Origin of the sequence: Nonomuraea guangzhouensis, from assembly GCF_019396345.1 — a bacterium.
GTDB classification, from domain to species: Bacteria; Actinomycetota; Actinomycetes; order Streptosporangiales; family Streptosporangiaceae; genus Nonomuraea; species Nonomuraea guangzhouensis.
Genome location: NZ_JAHKRM010000043.1, coordinates 49,215 through 62,463, shown reverse-complemented (window position 1 = coordinate 62,463; position 13,249 = coordinate 49,215). Strand labels below are relative to the sequence as shown.

Genomic DNA, 13,249 nt, shown 5'->3' with positions numbered 1-13,249 from the left:
TTATGATCCGTGTCATCGGCAAACGGCTGCTCATCGGCGTGCTGGTGATGTGGGGAGCCGCCTCGCTCATCTTCCTCATCGTCCGCGTGGCGCCGGGCGATCCGACGACGATCCTGCTGGGCCCGGACGCGAGCCGGGAGCAGGTGGCCGAGCTCACCGCGAAACTCGGGCTCGACCGGCCGGTGTTCACCCAGTACCTCGGCTACCTCGCCGACGTGGCGCGGTTGCGGTTCGGTGACTCCTACCGCTTCGATCGGCCGGCGATGTCGGAGGTGTTCGAGCGCCTGCCCGCGACGGTCGACCTGATGCTCGCCTCCAGCCTCATCGCCGTGGCCCTCGGCCTCGCGCTCGGGCTGCTGGCCGGCGGGCGTCCGGGCGGCGCCGTCGATCGCCTGGTCACCGCGGGCACCATCGCCCTGCAGTCGTTCCCCACCTTCTGGGTGGGCATCATGCTGATCCTCATCTTCGCGCTGGCGTTCCGCCTGCTGCCCAGCGCGGGAGCCGGCTCACCCGCCCACCTGATCCTGCCGGCGGTCACGCTGGCGCTGCCGTTCACCGCCATCGTGGCCCGCCTGACCAGGACGAGCGTCGCGGAGACGATGCGCGAACCGTACATCCAGACGGCTCGCTCCAAAGGCCTCACCGAGCAGCAGGTGCTGCTCGGCCACGCGCTGCGCAACTCCCTCATCCCCGTGGTGACCATCGTCGGGCTGCACATGGCCGGTCTGATGGGCGGCGCGGTCGTGGTCGAGAACGTCTTCGCCTGGCCCGGGCTCGGCACCCTCGTGGTGGAGGCCGTCTCCAACCGCGACTACGCCGTGGTGCAGGCGGCCACGTTCCTGATCGCGGGCATCGTGATGCTGTTCAACCTCGTCGCCGATCTGCTGTACTCCCAGCTCGATCCGCGCATCAAACTGGACGGTGCGGCATGACCGCCGTCGTCGGCGTCCAGCCCGGCGCCGGCCGCGGGCGGGTGGCGGCCGGGCGATGGCTCAGCCGGATCCCGTACGCCGTGCTCGCCGTCTACGCCGTGGTCGGCGGGGTCGGCCCGCTGGTCATGGACTACAACCCGGTGCGCGTCTCGCTGGAGGACCGGTTGCTCAGCCCGGGATCGCCCGTCATGTCGGGCGGGATCGCCTGGTTCGGCACCGACGGCCTCGGCCGTGACGTCCTCGCCCAGGTCGTCTACGGTGCTCGCACGTCGGTGATCATCGGGGTCTCGACGGTCGTCGTCTCCTGCCTGATCGGCGTGACCGCCGGCATCGTCGCCGGCTACTTCCGCGGCTGGCCGGACACGGTGCTCGCCCGCGGCATCGACATCCTGCTCGCCTTCCCGGCGATCCTGCTGACCATCGTGATCGCGGGCGCCTTCGAGCGCAGCGTCCTGGTGGTCGTGGCCGCGCTCTCCGCGACGCCCTGGATCTCGTTCGCGCGGGTCACCCGCGGCATCTCCCTGTCGGTGCGGGAGCGGCCCTGGATCGACGCGGCCCGCGTCCTCGGCGTACGGCCGGTGGCCATCCTGCTGCGGCACATCCTGCCGCTCACGGTCGGCCCGGTGGTCGCCCTGGCGACACTGGAGTTCGCCCTCGTCGTGCTGGCCGAAGCCGGGCTCAGCTTCCTCGGCATCGGCCTGCCCAACTCCGCGGTGTCCTGGGGGCAGACCATCGCGAACGGCAAGCAGTACCTCGAAACCGCCTGGTGGATCTCGGCCCTGCCCGGCATCGCCCTGTCTCTGCTGATCATCAACATCGGGATCCTCGGCGACCAGCTCACCGCCCGATACGGACGCGGCCACCTCAGGTGAGGCACCGGCCCACGTCCGACAAGCACATCTCCCTTCCCCGCACAGTCCCTTCCCTTCATTTGCACCCCCTGAAGCCCCGGAAGACGGGAAGACGCCCATGACCAGACCTCTCGCCTCAGACAGGCCGCGCCGCGCGGCACTGGCCCTTATCGCCGCCGCGGCCATCGCGCTGAGCGGATGCAGCGCCGCCACCAGTGGCGGCACCGGTGGCGGCGCCGGCGGCGGCAGTGAGATCACCGTCGCCGGCACCTACGCCATCGACAGCCTCGACCCGGCCAGTCCCACGGGCGGCAGCGCCACCGGCACCCAGCTGGCCTCCCAAGCGATCTTCAGCCGGCTGGTGCGGCCCCGCCCGGACGGCAGTCTGCAGGGTGACCTCGCCACCGCCTGGAAGCCCGACGCCTCCGCCACCCAGTGGACGTTCACGCTGCGCCAGGGCGTGAAGTTCAGCGACGGCAAGCCCGTCACCGCCGACGACGTCGTCGCCTCGTTCAAGCGGCTCCTCGAGCTCAAGAGCACGAACGCGGCCAACTTCGCCGGTTACACGATGACCGCCACGTCGCCTGCCGAGGTGGTGCTGAAGGCCGCGAAACCGGACGCGGCGGTGCCGTACAAGCTGGCCATCTTCTACGTGCTGCCCGCCGGCCTGACCGGTGAGGACCCGGCGTTCTTCCAGAACCCGGTCGGATCGGGGCCGTTCAAGGTCGAGAAGTTCGACTCCTCCGGAACGCTCGTCCTGGTGCCGAACCCCAATCACTACGGCGGCGCGCCCCGGCTCGGCCGGGTGACCATCCGCAAGATGCCCGAGCTCGCGGCCCGGATGACCGCGCTGCGGACCGGCGAGGTGGACATGATCTGGGGCATCCCCGACGACCAGCTCGCGGAGCTGCAGCGCGACGCCAAGCTCACGGTCGGGACGGTGCCCAGCACCGCCGTGTTCACCATGTGGTTCAACTCCTCGGCGCCGGCGCTGAAGGAGGCCAAGATCCGACGGGCCCTGTGGCAGGCGGTCGACTTCGCGACCATCATCAAGCGGCTGTACCCGCAGACCGGCACCCTGGCCGACGCCCCGGTCTCGCCCGTCACCCTCGGCTACGTCCCCCAGGAACCCGTCCGCTACGACCCGGCCGCGGCGAAGGCCGCGCTGACCGCCGCCGGCTTCGACTTCACCACCAAGCTGCGGCTGCAGTTCGCCAACGCCGAGTTCCGGCCGTTCAACCAGGCGATCGTCTCCGACCTGCAGAAGATCGGCGTACAGGTGGACCTGCTGGAGAAGGAGCAGGCGGTGTTCACCAAGGACCTGCTCGCCCTGAACTGGGACATCAACTTCCAGCAGCTCTCGAACCCCACGTTCGACGCGGCCAACACGCTCGGCCGGCTGTACCCCTGCGCGGCCAAGCGCAACGGCTACTGCAACCCCGAGCTCGACAAGCTGCTCGCCGCCGCCGGGGCGAACGCGGACAGCGGCGAGCGGGTCAAGCTGTACGGCGAAGCCAGCAAGATCATCTGGCGGGACGCGGTCGGCATGTACCCGATGGCGGTCAAGTACGCCTATGCCTGGAACCGCCGGGTCACCGGCGTCACACCGGATCCGAACGGGCTGCCCAACTTCGCGGGCATGCAGGTCAGCGGCTCATGAGCCGGACGCGGGACGCGACGACGCCGGTGCGGAACGACTCGGCGCCGATCGACCCGCTGCTCGAGGTGGACGGGCTGGTCGTCGACCTGCCCGTCGCCGGAGGCGGCGTCCGCGTCGTCGACCGGGTGACGTTCGACATCCCGCCGGCGACGACGGTCGGGCTCATCGGCGAGTCCGGCAGCGGCAAGACGATGACCGCGAACGCCGTGATCGGCCTGCTCCCCAAAGGAGCGGCGACCGGCGGGGAGCTGCGCTGGCGGGGTGAGGACCTCCTCCGGGCGGCCCCTGCCCGGCGGCGCGGGCTACGCGGCCACGAGATCGCGATGATCTTCCAGGACCCGCTGGCCGCGCTCAACCCGACCCAGACGATCGGCCGCCAGGTGGGCGAGATCCTCCGCCGCGCCGGCCGCCCGCGCGCCGAGGTGGGCCGGCGGGTGCTCGAACTGCTCGAGCGGGCGGGCATCCCCGAGCCGGCCGCGAGGATGCGCGGCTACCCGCACGAGTTCTCCGGCGGGATGCGGCAACGGGCCATGATCGCCCTGGCCCTGGCGGGCAGCCCGGCGCTGCTGCTCGCCGACGAGCCCACCACCGCGCTGGACGTGACGGTGCAGGCGCGCATCCTGCGCCTGCTGCGCTCCATCCAGCAGGACCAGGGACTGGCGATGCTCCTGGTCAGCCATGACCTGCGGGTCGTGGCGCACGTGGCGCACCAGGTCGTCGTCATGTACGCCGGCCGCGTCGCCGAGCGCGGCCCCACCTCGGCGGTGCTGGCCCGCCCGGCCCACCCGTACACCCGGGCACTGGTCGAGAGCGTGCCCGCGGTGCGGACCCGGGCCGCGCTGGCACACCCCTTGCCCGGCACGCCGGCCACCCCGGCGAACCGCCCGCCGGGCTGCGCGTTCCATCCTCGGTGCCCGCTGACACGTGACCGGTGCCGCACCGAGGAGCCGGAGCCGAGACCCGTCGCGCCCGGCCGATGGGCCGCGTGCCACTTCGCCGAGGAGCTGCTGCAGCGATGAGCCTGCTGGAGGTGAACGACCTGCGGGTCAGCTTCGCCCGCCGTAACACCTGGTTCCGGTCGCGCGCGGCGGACTTCGTCGCGGTCGATGGAGTGAGCCTGGCGGTGGCTCCCGATGAGATCGTGGGACTGGTCGGAGAGTCGGGGTCGGGCAAGACCACGGTGGCCCGGGCGATCGTCGGCCTGGTCCAGCCCGTCTCCGGCACCGTCCTGCTCGACGGCGTACCCCTGGGACCGGTCGGGCGCCGGACCACGGCGCAACAACGTGCCGCGCAGATGGTCTTCCAGGACCCTCGGTCGTCGCTGAGCCCGCGCATGACCGTCGCCGCGATCATCAACGAGGCCTGGCGCACCCATCCGGAATCGGCCCCGCCCGGCGACCGTACCGCCGCCCTGCACCGCCTGCTCGACGACGTCGGGCTCGACGCGAGCGTCGCCCGGCACCGGGCCGGCGAACTGTCCGGCGGACAGTGCCAGCGGGTCAGCATCGCCCGCGCGCTCGCCGTCAGACCCCGGCTGCTGGTCTGCGACGAAGCGGTGTCCGCGCTGGATGTGTCGGTCCAGGCGCAGATCCTCCGGCTGCTGGTCGACCTGCGCGAGCGCCACCATCTGGCGATGCTGTTCATCTCCCACGACCTCGGGGTGGTGCACCAGATCGCGGACCGGATCGCCGTCATGCGCCGCGGTGTGGTGGTGGAGGAAGGGCGGACGACGGACGTGCTGGGCGCGCCGCGGCACGAGTACACCCGCAGCCTGCTCGATGCCGCCCTTGAGCTGTCCACCACCGATGCCCAGGACAGGAGCCGTTAATGGTGCCGGCCCTCTTCGTCAGCCGGTCTCGCCGCCGAACAGCCGGTCGGCCATCCGCTGTCTCCGTCGGCAGGCCGGCCCGCGCTTTGTCAAGCGTTCATTTGATTAATTCATGACGTATGTATAGTCCCTGGTATGCCTCCGTCGAAACCTCGAAGGTCGCCCGCGCCGCAGGACCGGCAGCGCGATCCGGAACGCACCCGCAAGCTGATCCTGGACGCGGCATCGGCCGAGTTCGGCGCGCACGGCTACGCGGGCGCCCGGGTCAGCGCGATCGCCGCCAGAGCGGGGGTCAACGTGCAGCTGATCTCCTACTACTTCGACGGCAAAGAGGGCCTGTACGAGGCCATGTCGCAGCAGTGGCAGGAGCGGCAGCGCGAGCTGGCGCCACCGGGCACGCCACTGCCCGAGCAGTTGCACCGATACGCGATGGAGGCGGCGCACAACCCGGACGGGGCCCGCCTGCTCGCGTGGAGCGGCCTGGAGTACACCGGTCCGGACGACGACCCCGACCACGCGCCCCGCGCCCGGCTGCTCGCGGAGAGCGTCGACCAGGTGCGCGCGCTGCAGACAGCCGGCCGGCTTCCGGCCGAGGTGGATCCCGCCTGCCTGCTGATCATGCTGATGGCCGCCGCCATGGCGCCCACCACGCTGCCGCACGTCATCGAAGGCGTCTGCGGCACCGATCCGGGTTCCCCCGACTTCATCGCCCACTTCGCCGACCAGGTCGCCGTCCTCGCCCGGCTCATCGGACTCGAACCCGCCTGACAGCCCTGGCCGTCAGGTCACGGCCCTCGATATCCCGCATTTGATCGCATCACGGCATGTCATGAACATGTGCGACATCGATCCGCGCAGGCTCGTCGGAGAAACGCGCGGTGCGCGGGTCGCGTTCGTCGCCGAAACGCTCGGTGAGAATGCCGTACAGCTCGGGTCTGCGCCCCATCATCCAGCGCCGCCCGGTGGACATCGGCAGGAGATCCAGGTCGAGATCGGCGACCACCATGGTGTCCTCAGGGGCGGCCGTCTCGACCAGGATCCGGCCATAAGGGTCGAGAATCATGGCGTTCCCGGTGCGTACCTCGTCGTCGTCACGCCCGACGCCGTTGCTGAAGACGACGCCGAGCCCGTTGTCGTGGGCACGCGCCGGCAACCAGCGGAGCAGCCATTCACGTCCGCTGGGCCCGCGGAACCGCTCTTCGATCGTTTTCCGATCCCGGTATCTGGCCTGCCAGTACTCCAACGGGATCGGCTTCATCGAGTGCGGACTGCGTGATGCCGTTCCGCCGGTCTGATGAGGAGCCAAAAGTACGGAGGCGCCCATGAGAGCGGTGGCGCGCACGTTTTCCACGAGATTGTTGTCCCAGCAGATCAGCACCCCGAGGCGAACACCCCAGGGCGTGTCGAAGACGGTGTACTCTTCGCCGCTGGATATGGCCTCGTGCTCGAACGCGTGCAGCTTGCGATGGCGGTGCACGTTGCCGTCCGGAAGGCATACCGCGTACGAGTTGAACAGCCGGCCGTTCTCGTCCACCTCCAGGAATCCCACGCCGACGGCCAGGCCGTTCTCCATCGCGAGGCGACGTACCGCGGTCGTCGACGGCCCGGAGATCGGCTCCGCGAGCTCATGCAGCTGCTCGGCTGAATAATTGCGGAGATGCCAGTAGCCGATCAGGCACATTTCCGGAAAGGCGATGACCTGTACGGAGTCAGCGGCGGCCTCGCGCACGAAGTGCGCTATTCTCGCCACATTATATTCTTTGGCGTCGGGTCTGGCCTCGAACTGCACCGAGGCGCACCGCAGGATATTCGTCTGCTTTTCATCGCCGGTCGACGGTGACAATGGTTCTCCCTGAACTGGAATCGATGTTCTCCATCACACCCGATACAAGGCGGGCCGGTCCAATGAAACTTTCGACGGGTTCCATAGACTGCGGGAATGGAAATCCGTCTGCTGCGTGCGTTCATCGAGACGGCCAGGGTGGGTGCGTTCGGCCGGGCGGCGCAGGTGCTAGCCGTCACCCAGCCTGCGCTGACCAAGCAGATTCAGGCTCTGGAGGCCGAGATAGGCGGTCCGCTGTTCGACCGGGGACGGCACGGGGCCACCCTGACCCCCCTCGGCCAGATGTTCCTCCCCGATGCCCAGGACCTCGTTCGCCGCGCGGACATCCTGGCCCGCCGGGCCCGACAGACGGCACTCGGCGAATCGGGCTTGTTGAGCGTCGGCTTCGGCATGTCCACCATCGACCTGGCCCCGCGCGCCGTGGCAGCCTTCCGCCGCCGCTACCCACACGTCGAGATCACCCTCGACGACATGTCCACCGCCACCCAGACAGATCTCATACGGGCGGGCAGGCTGCATGTCGGTTTTGTCAGGTTGCCTGTGGACGACGACCTGGGGGCCATCGCCCTGCGCACGGACACGCTCGCTGTCGCCGTGTCCTGTGACGAAGGACCCGCGCCTCAGGGCGACGAGAGTGTCGTGTCATGGCTGGACGACCACCCGCTCATCCGGCTCGCGGCGGCGAAGGGTCCAGGACTGGCGGCCCAGCTCGACGGCTTCCTCAAGGCCTACGACCTGAGGCCGCACATCCTTCAGGAAGCGCACGATCTTCAGACGGTCGTGGCCCTGGTGGCCTCGGGCGTCGGCATCGCCATCGTGCCGGCCAGTGCCGCCAACATCGCCTCTCCCGCCGTCACCATAGTGCCCATCGAACTGCCTCCCGCGAGATGGCAGGTAGGCGCCGTGTGGGATCGCGCGCACCTGAGGCCGGTCACGGCCAACTTCCTCGCCGTCGTGCGCGAGCTTGTGTCACCACATTCCCGAGGCCACGCGGACACCTGACCACCTCCGTCCCGACAGCCACAGCGCCAACCTGGATCCGCTCACTGCTGGAGGATCTGGCTCCGCTCGATGAGCTCCAGCACCGCCTCCCGGACTTGGCGCAGGACGGCGAGGGTCTCCTCGGCGGCCGCGGCGATGGCCTGCTCGCTGGGGGCGACCGGGGGTTCGAGCAGCCGGGCCACGGTGTCGGCGAGGACCTGGTCAGGGTCGTCGACGCCGAACACGGCGGTGGCCGGGTCGGACAGAGCGACACCGAACCCGGTGAGCACGGCGTGCGCGGCGTAGGTCAGTTCGGGCAGCGGACGGTCGTGGGGGATCAGTCCGTGGCGGTGATGGATCGGCATGACCGTCTCGCACATGGCGCTCGGTGTGGTGCGGGCGAACAGTCCGAGGATGAGGTCCTCCTTGGCGGGCCAGTACAGGTAGACGGTGCCCTTGCCGACCCCGGCCGCGCGGGCGATCTCGCTGACGGTGACCTTGTGCGCACCGTGGTCGAGCACCAGTCCCGTGCGCTGTCCAGGTACGGTCACACGGCGGAGACGCAAGGGTGTTTCATGTCTGCGCCGTTCGTCTGCACTGTGGTGAGGGGGCCCGGTTCTTTGGGGCCGGAAGGAAGTGCCATCTCTCCTTTCGAAAACAGTATGGAAAGAGTCGGTCACGTTCGGTAATGTGTGTGGTGGGTGATGGCGCTGTGACAGGAGGTACGCGTGATGGCGATCCGCCGCTCGGCCACCAAACGCCACGGCCTGCCCACGGTCGTGCAGCTGCGGCTCACACCCGCCCCGGCCCAGGCCGACGCGCTGGCCGCAGCGGTGCTGTTGTGCAATCAAGCGGCCACTCTGGTCTCCCGCCTGGCCTGGCAGCATCGCGTGTTCGCTGTGGTGGAGTTGCATCGGCTGGCCTATTACGAGGTGCGGGCGCAGGTCGCCGGGCTGGGCGCGCAGGCGGCGGTGCGGGCGATCGCCCGGGTCGCCGGCGCCTACACCAACCGGCGTTCCACCAAGAAACGCGCCCACATCTTCCGACCGCACGGCGCCGTCCCTTACGACGCCCGGCTGATGAGCTTCAACCGTGACGCCCGCACCGTGTCGCTGTGGAGCCCGACCGGGCGCGTCACCGTCCCCTACGCTGGCCGGCCAGACGACCTCAAAGCCATCGACACGCTGCCGATGGGAGAGGCCGACCTGATCTGCCGACGCGGTGTGTGGCTGCTGCAGGTCGCCCTCACCCTGCCCAAGCCGGCGGTGCGTGAGCCGGTAAGCGGCTTCATCGGGGTGGATCAAGGCGTGGCGAACCTGGCGGTCACCTCCGACCGGGTTGTGCTGCCCGGCCCCGCCTTGGCTGGGCCGATCGGCAGTAACGGTCACGTCCGCACCCTGCGCGAGCGGCGCCACCGCCAGCGCCGCCGGTTGCAGAAGAAGGGCACGTCGGCGGCGCGGCGGGTGCTGCGCCGCCTGTCCGGGCGTGAGCACCGGATGATGACCGGCCTCAACCACCAGATCAGCAAGTTCGTGGTGCGTGAAGCCGAACGCACCGGCCGCGGCGTCGCCCTGGAGGATCTGCAGGGCATCCGCGGCCGGGTAAGGGCTCACCGGCTCCAGCGACGCACCCTGCACAGCTGGGCGTTCGCCCAGCAGACCGCATTCACCCGCTACAAGGCCGCCCGAGCAGGGGTCGCCTTCGTGCTGGTCGACCCCGCGTATACCTCGCAGGCGTGTCCAGTGTGTGGGTGCGTTACTAGGGCGAACCGGCCGACGCGGGGCCGGTTCGCATGCACCGGGTGTGGCCTCGCTGGGCACGCCGACCACATCGCAGCCCGCAACATCGCCACACGCGGCGCAGCGGGCTGGGCTGCCATCAACCAGCCACACGCTACCGGCCTCCCCTCAGCCAGACGGGACCGCGAGAGCAAACCACCAGATTCAACCGGCGGTAGTTGATTATCTTGCTCATCGCCGACTGGCGTGCCCGCGAGGTGGAGCCTCACGCTGCGAATGATCTGTTCCTTGCGGTCGTGGGGTGTGAAGATTCTGTGCATGACCGGCGCGCTGTCCTGCTCGGGTGCGGATGAACGGTCGCATCCGAGCCTCCCAGGCGCCCGACAAACTGACCAAATTAGTCTAATTGGTCAGTGAGAAGCACTCCACGCGGTCTCGTCCCAGGTGAGGTGATGTTCGTAGATCCAGCGGCTCGGGTCGTTGCCCGTCCTGGCCAGGTGCCGCATGCCCAGGCTCATGATCACGTCGCGCGGCACCCTGGCCAGCGGGCTCAGCGCCTTCCAGCCGCCGGTACGGTTGCCCTGCTCGACGACCCGCTCGACCCGTGCGCGCCGCGCCCGCTCGTAGGCGGTGAACGCGGACTCGGTGTCGGGGCCGTCGCGCAGGCACTTGGCCAGGACGACGGCGTCCTCGATGGCCATGGCCGCGCCCTGCCCGATCGATGGGGCGGTGGCGTGAGCCGCGTCGCCGATGATGATCATCCGGTCCCGATGCCAGACCGGCACCGTGGGGACGTCGTAGGTGTTCCAGCCCGCGAAGATCTCGCCGGTCGCCGCGATGATGTCGAGCGCGGGCCCGTGGTCGCGCCTGAACAGCTCGCTCAGCCGGGTCCGCCACTCCGCCGGCGTGATCGCCGCCACGTCGGCGGGGGTGAGCTCGGTGGCCTGCGCCGGGTTCGCCGCCCACCACACCTCGCCGTCCGGATGCACGGTGTAGGTGAAGAAACAGCGCTTGCCGAAGATGGCGCGCATCATGCCGGGCTCCCCGGCGGCGGGGACGGCGCGGGCGTAACCGCCCGTGTTGAGCAGCCCGGCGTACCGCGCGCCAGGGGCCGCGGGGTCGATGATCTCGCGGGTGCGCGAGCGCAGGCCGTCGGCGCCGATGAGCAGGTCCGCCTCGGCCACGCTCCCGTCGGCGAACCGCGCCGCCACGCCGCCACCGGTGCTCCTCGCGTCCACGAGCCGCTTGCCGTACTCGATGCGCACCCCTCGGCTGACGGCCTGCTCGCGCAGGAACCGGTACAGGTCGGCGCGCTTGACGGTACGGCTCACCAGGCCGCCCGGTGCGCCCGTGCCGTACGGGAGCTCGCCGAGCCGTCGGCCGGAACCGCTGGTGATCGTGATGCGCGGAGTGTCGAAGCCGACCTCGCCGGTGTCGAGGTCGATCGCCTGTAAGGCGTCGAGCGCGTTCACCGCCAGCGTGAGGAACGCGCCCACGTTGTCCGCGGTCCTGTCGTACGCCTCGTGGACCACCGCGTCGATGCCCGCCTTGCGCAGGGCGATCGCGACCGCCGTACCCGCGATTCCGCCGCCCGCGATCAGTGCTGTGTATGTCATACGCCGAGTGTATGACATACACTTGGCGCAAGCGCGAGCAGGAAAGCGGGAGACGATGAACGACAAGCTGCCGGCCGGGCTCGACCTGCTCTGGGAGCGGCTCCACCGGCCCGCGCCCGAGCCCAGGACCGGGCTGAGCCTCGGCCGCATCGCGGGGGCGGCGGTGGATCTGGCGGACGCGGGCGGCCTGGAAGCGGTGTCGATGGCCAGGGTCGCCGAGCGGCTGGGCTTCACCACGATGTCGCTCTACCGGCACGTCAAGAGCAAGAACGAGCTGCTGCTGCTGATGCTGGACTCGGTCGCCGCCGTGCCCGCCGAACTGGACGGCCCCTGCGAGGGCTGGCGGCCGGGCCTGGCCCGCTGGTGCCGCGCGCAGTGGGAGATGCTGCGCGCCCACACGTGGATCGTCCACCTGCCCGTCACCGGGCCGCCCGTCACGCCCAACCAGCTGGCATGGACGGACCGGGCCCTGGCCGTGCTGCATGGCACCGGGCTCAGCGAGAGCGACAAGGCCGGTGTGGTGCTGCTGGTGGCCAACTACATGCTCACCACCGCGCGGCTGACCGCGGATCTCGGCCAGGCCGCCTCAGGGGAGTCGATCGCCGCCTACAGTACGCTGCTCGGCTCGCTGGCCGACGAGCGGCGCTTTCCCGCGCTGCGCCGGGCGGTCGACGCGGGGGCGTTCGACTACCCGGCGGGCACCCCCGAGGAGGAGCGGCACTTCGACTACGCCTTCGGCCTGGACCGGATCCTGGACGGAGTGGAGGCCCTGATCAGGTCGCGCCTCGACGGGGCCGAGTGATCGACCGCCGCGGGCCCGCCTCATCGGATGGCTTCGATCTGCCGGTGCCCCCGGCCCGCCTGACCCGAGTTACATGCGCGGCGACCGGTATGTGCTGACGGCGATGTGGGCGAATGAGCGGACCAGGGGGCTCTCGTGCCCGGTCGGCCAGGCGACCACGAGGCGGCTCGGGGGCATGTCGGTCAAGGGCGCCCAGGTCAGCCCATCGGGCAGGGCGTGGATGAGCGGCGCGATGCCGACCGTGCCGTTCCAGAGGACGGCCTGCATGCACTCGTTGACGGTACGCACCACCGGACCGGCCGGCCGCTCGCCGACGGGCCTCGCCCCGTTCCAGTAGGCGCGCCAGACCGGGTCGGTGCCTTCTGGCAGCTGGAACCAGGGACGGTCGACGAGCTCGGCCAGGCACACGGCGTCGCGCCCGGCCAGCGGGTCGTCCGCGCGCAGGACGACCCCGATCGGGTCGGAACGCAGCACCCGCGTGCTGATGCCGGTGTCGTCGAACGGCAGCCGGGTCAGCGCCACGTCGGCCAGGCCGTTGCGCAGTCCCGTGGTGGGGTCGGTGAAGTCCGCCTCACGGATCCGGATCGAGACCTCGGGATGGCGGCGGCGGAAGGTCGCGGCCAGGCGGGTGCCGGCCTCTTCTGCGCTGTCGGCGAGCGTGCCGATGGTGAGCGTCACGGCGCCGGCGGCCGCCGTCACCCGCGCGCGTGCCTGCTCGGCCTGTTCCAGCAGCGTACGCGCCTCCGCGTACAGCGCGTTGCCCGCGGGGGTGAGCGCGACGCCGGTGGCCGAACGGTGCAGCAGCACGACGCCCAGGTCGGTCTCCAGCTGCTTGATGGCCCGGCTCAGCGGTGGCTGCGTCATGTGCAGCCGGGCGGCGGCCCGCCCGAAGTGCCGTTCCTCGGCGATGGCCACGAAGTAGCGCAGCAGGCGGAGCTCCATCAGCAGCGAAGATACCAGGACGGTATCGGGCTTGCGGAACCGGTGTTGGACGCCG

Annotated in this window: 13 protein-coding genes; 9 read left to right on the top strand and 4 right to left on the bottom strand. The window is 70.3% G+C overall.

Going from position 1 to position 13,249, the window contains the following annotated elements:
• Positions 1-2: 2 nt before the first annotated feature.
• The 6 genes from KME78_RS55085 to KME78_RS55060 all read left to right on the top strand — a co-directional run bounded on the left by KME78_RS55085 (position 3) and on the right by KME78_RS55060 (position 6,039).
• The gene (locus KME78_RS55085) at positions 3-932 is read left to right on the top strand and encodes an ABC transporter permease (RefSeq protein WP_219538057.1); all 930 of its coding nucleotides are present in this window, start codon (positions 3-5) and stop codon (positions 930-932) included.
• Positions 929-1,804, top strand: a complete 876-nt coding sequence (locus tag KME78_RS55080) for an ABC transporter permease (RefSeq protein WP_219538056.1) — start codon at positions 929-931, stop codon at positions 1,802-1,804. The genes KME78_RS55085 and KME78_RS55080 overlap by 4 nt, the downstream gene beginning before the upstream one ends.
• 97 nt (positions 1,805-1,901) lie before the next feature.
• On the top strand, positions 1,902-3,443 hold the full coding sequence (locus tag KME78_RS55075; protein WP_219538055.1) for an ABC transporter substrate-binding protein: 1,542 nt from the start codon (positions 1,902-1,904) through the stop codon (positions 3,441-3,443).
• Positions 3,440-4,462: an ABC transporter ATP-binding protein gene (locus tag KME78_RS55070; protein ID WP_219538054.1), complete on the top strand. Its 1,023-nt coding sequence runs from the start codon at positions 3,440-3,442 to the stop codon at positions 4,460-4,462. The genes KME78_RS55075 and KME78_RS55070 overlap by 4 nt, the downstream gene beginning before the upstream one ends.
• Complete coding sequence (locus KME78_RS55065) at positions 4,459-5,271, top strand: ATP-binding cassette domain-containing protein (RefSeq protein WP_219538053.1); 813 nt, start codon at positions 4,459-4,461, stop codon at positions 5,269-5,271. The genes KME78_RS55070 and KME78_RS55065 overlap by 4 nt, the downstream gene beginning before the upstream one ends.
• Before the next feature lie 135 nt (positions 5,272-5,406).
• Positions 5,407-6,039, top strand: coding sequence for a TetR/AcrR family transcriptional regulator (locus KME78_RS55060; protein ID WP_219538052.1), 633 nt, complete (start codon positions 5,407-5,409; stop codon positions 6,037-6,039).
• 49 nt (positions 6,040-6,088) lie between these two features.
• Here the strand turns inward: KME78_RS55060 and KME78_RS55055 are convergent, their stop codons facing one another.
• A complete protein-coding gene (locus KME78_RS55055; RefSeq protein WP_219538051.1) occupies positions 6,089-7,114 on the bottom strand; it encodes a nitrilase family protein in 1,026 nt (341 codons plus the stop codon).
• 96 nt (positions 7,115-7,210) lie between these two features.
• Here KME78_RS55055 and KME78_RS55050 point away from each other — a divergent pair, with 96 nt between their 5' ends.
• Positions 7,211-8,116, top strand: a complete 906-nt coding sequence (locus tag KME78_RS55050; protein WP_219538050.1) for a LysR family transcriptional regulator — start codon at positions 7,211-7,213, stop codon at positions 8,114-8,116.
• 41 nt (positions 8,117-8,157) lie between these two features.
• On the opposite strand, the gene KME78_RS55045 is transcribed toward KME78_RS55050, so the two are convergent.
• On the bottom strand, positions 8,158-8,661 hold the full coding sequence (locus tag KME78_RS55045) for a helix-turn-helix domain-containing protein (protein ID WP_219538049.1): 504 nt from the start codon (positions 8,659-8,661) through the stop codon (positions 8,158-8,160).
• Positions 8,662-8,826: 165 nt separating this feature from the next.
• Between KME78_RS55045 and KME78_RS55040 the strand changes: the two genes are divergently transcribed.
• Positions 8,827-10,056 (top strand): RNA-guided endonuclease InsQ/TnpB family protein, encoded by a 1,230-nt coding sequence (locus KME78_RS55040; protein WP_246654563.1) that lies wholly within the window; start codon positions 8,827-8,829, stop codon positions 10,054-10,056.
• A 188-nt stretch (positions 10,057-10,244) separates the two neighbouring features.
• On the opposite strand, the gene KME78_RS55035 is transcribed toward KME78_RS55040, so the two are convergent.
• Entirely contained in the window at positions 10,245-11,450 is a 1,206-nt protein-coding gene (locus KME78_RS55035; protein ID WP_219538048.1) for an FAD-dependent monooxygenase, read from the bottom strand.
• Positions 11,451-11,505: 55 nt separating this feature from the next.
• Between KME78_RS55035 and KME78_RS55030 the strand changes: the two genes are divergently transcribed.
• A complete protein-coding gene (locus KME78_RS55030) occupies positions 11,506-12,252 on the top strand; it encodes a TetR/AcrR family transcriptional regulator (protein WP_219538047.1) in 747 nt (248 codons plus the stop codon).
• A gap of 69 nt (positions 12,253-12,321) precedes the next feature.
• Here KME78_RS55030 and KME78_RS55025 read toward each other — a convergent pair whose 3' ends face one another.
• On the bottom strand, positions 12,322-13,194 hold the full coding sequence (locus KME78_RS55025) for a LysR family transcriptional regulator (protein WP_219538046.1): 873 nt from the start codon (positions 13,192-13,194) through the stop codon (positions 12,322-12,324).
• Positions 13,195-13,249: the final 55 nt, after the last annotated feature.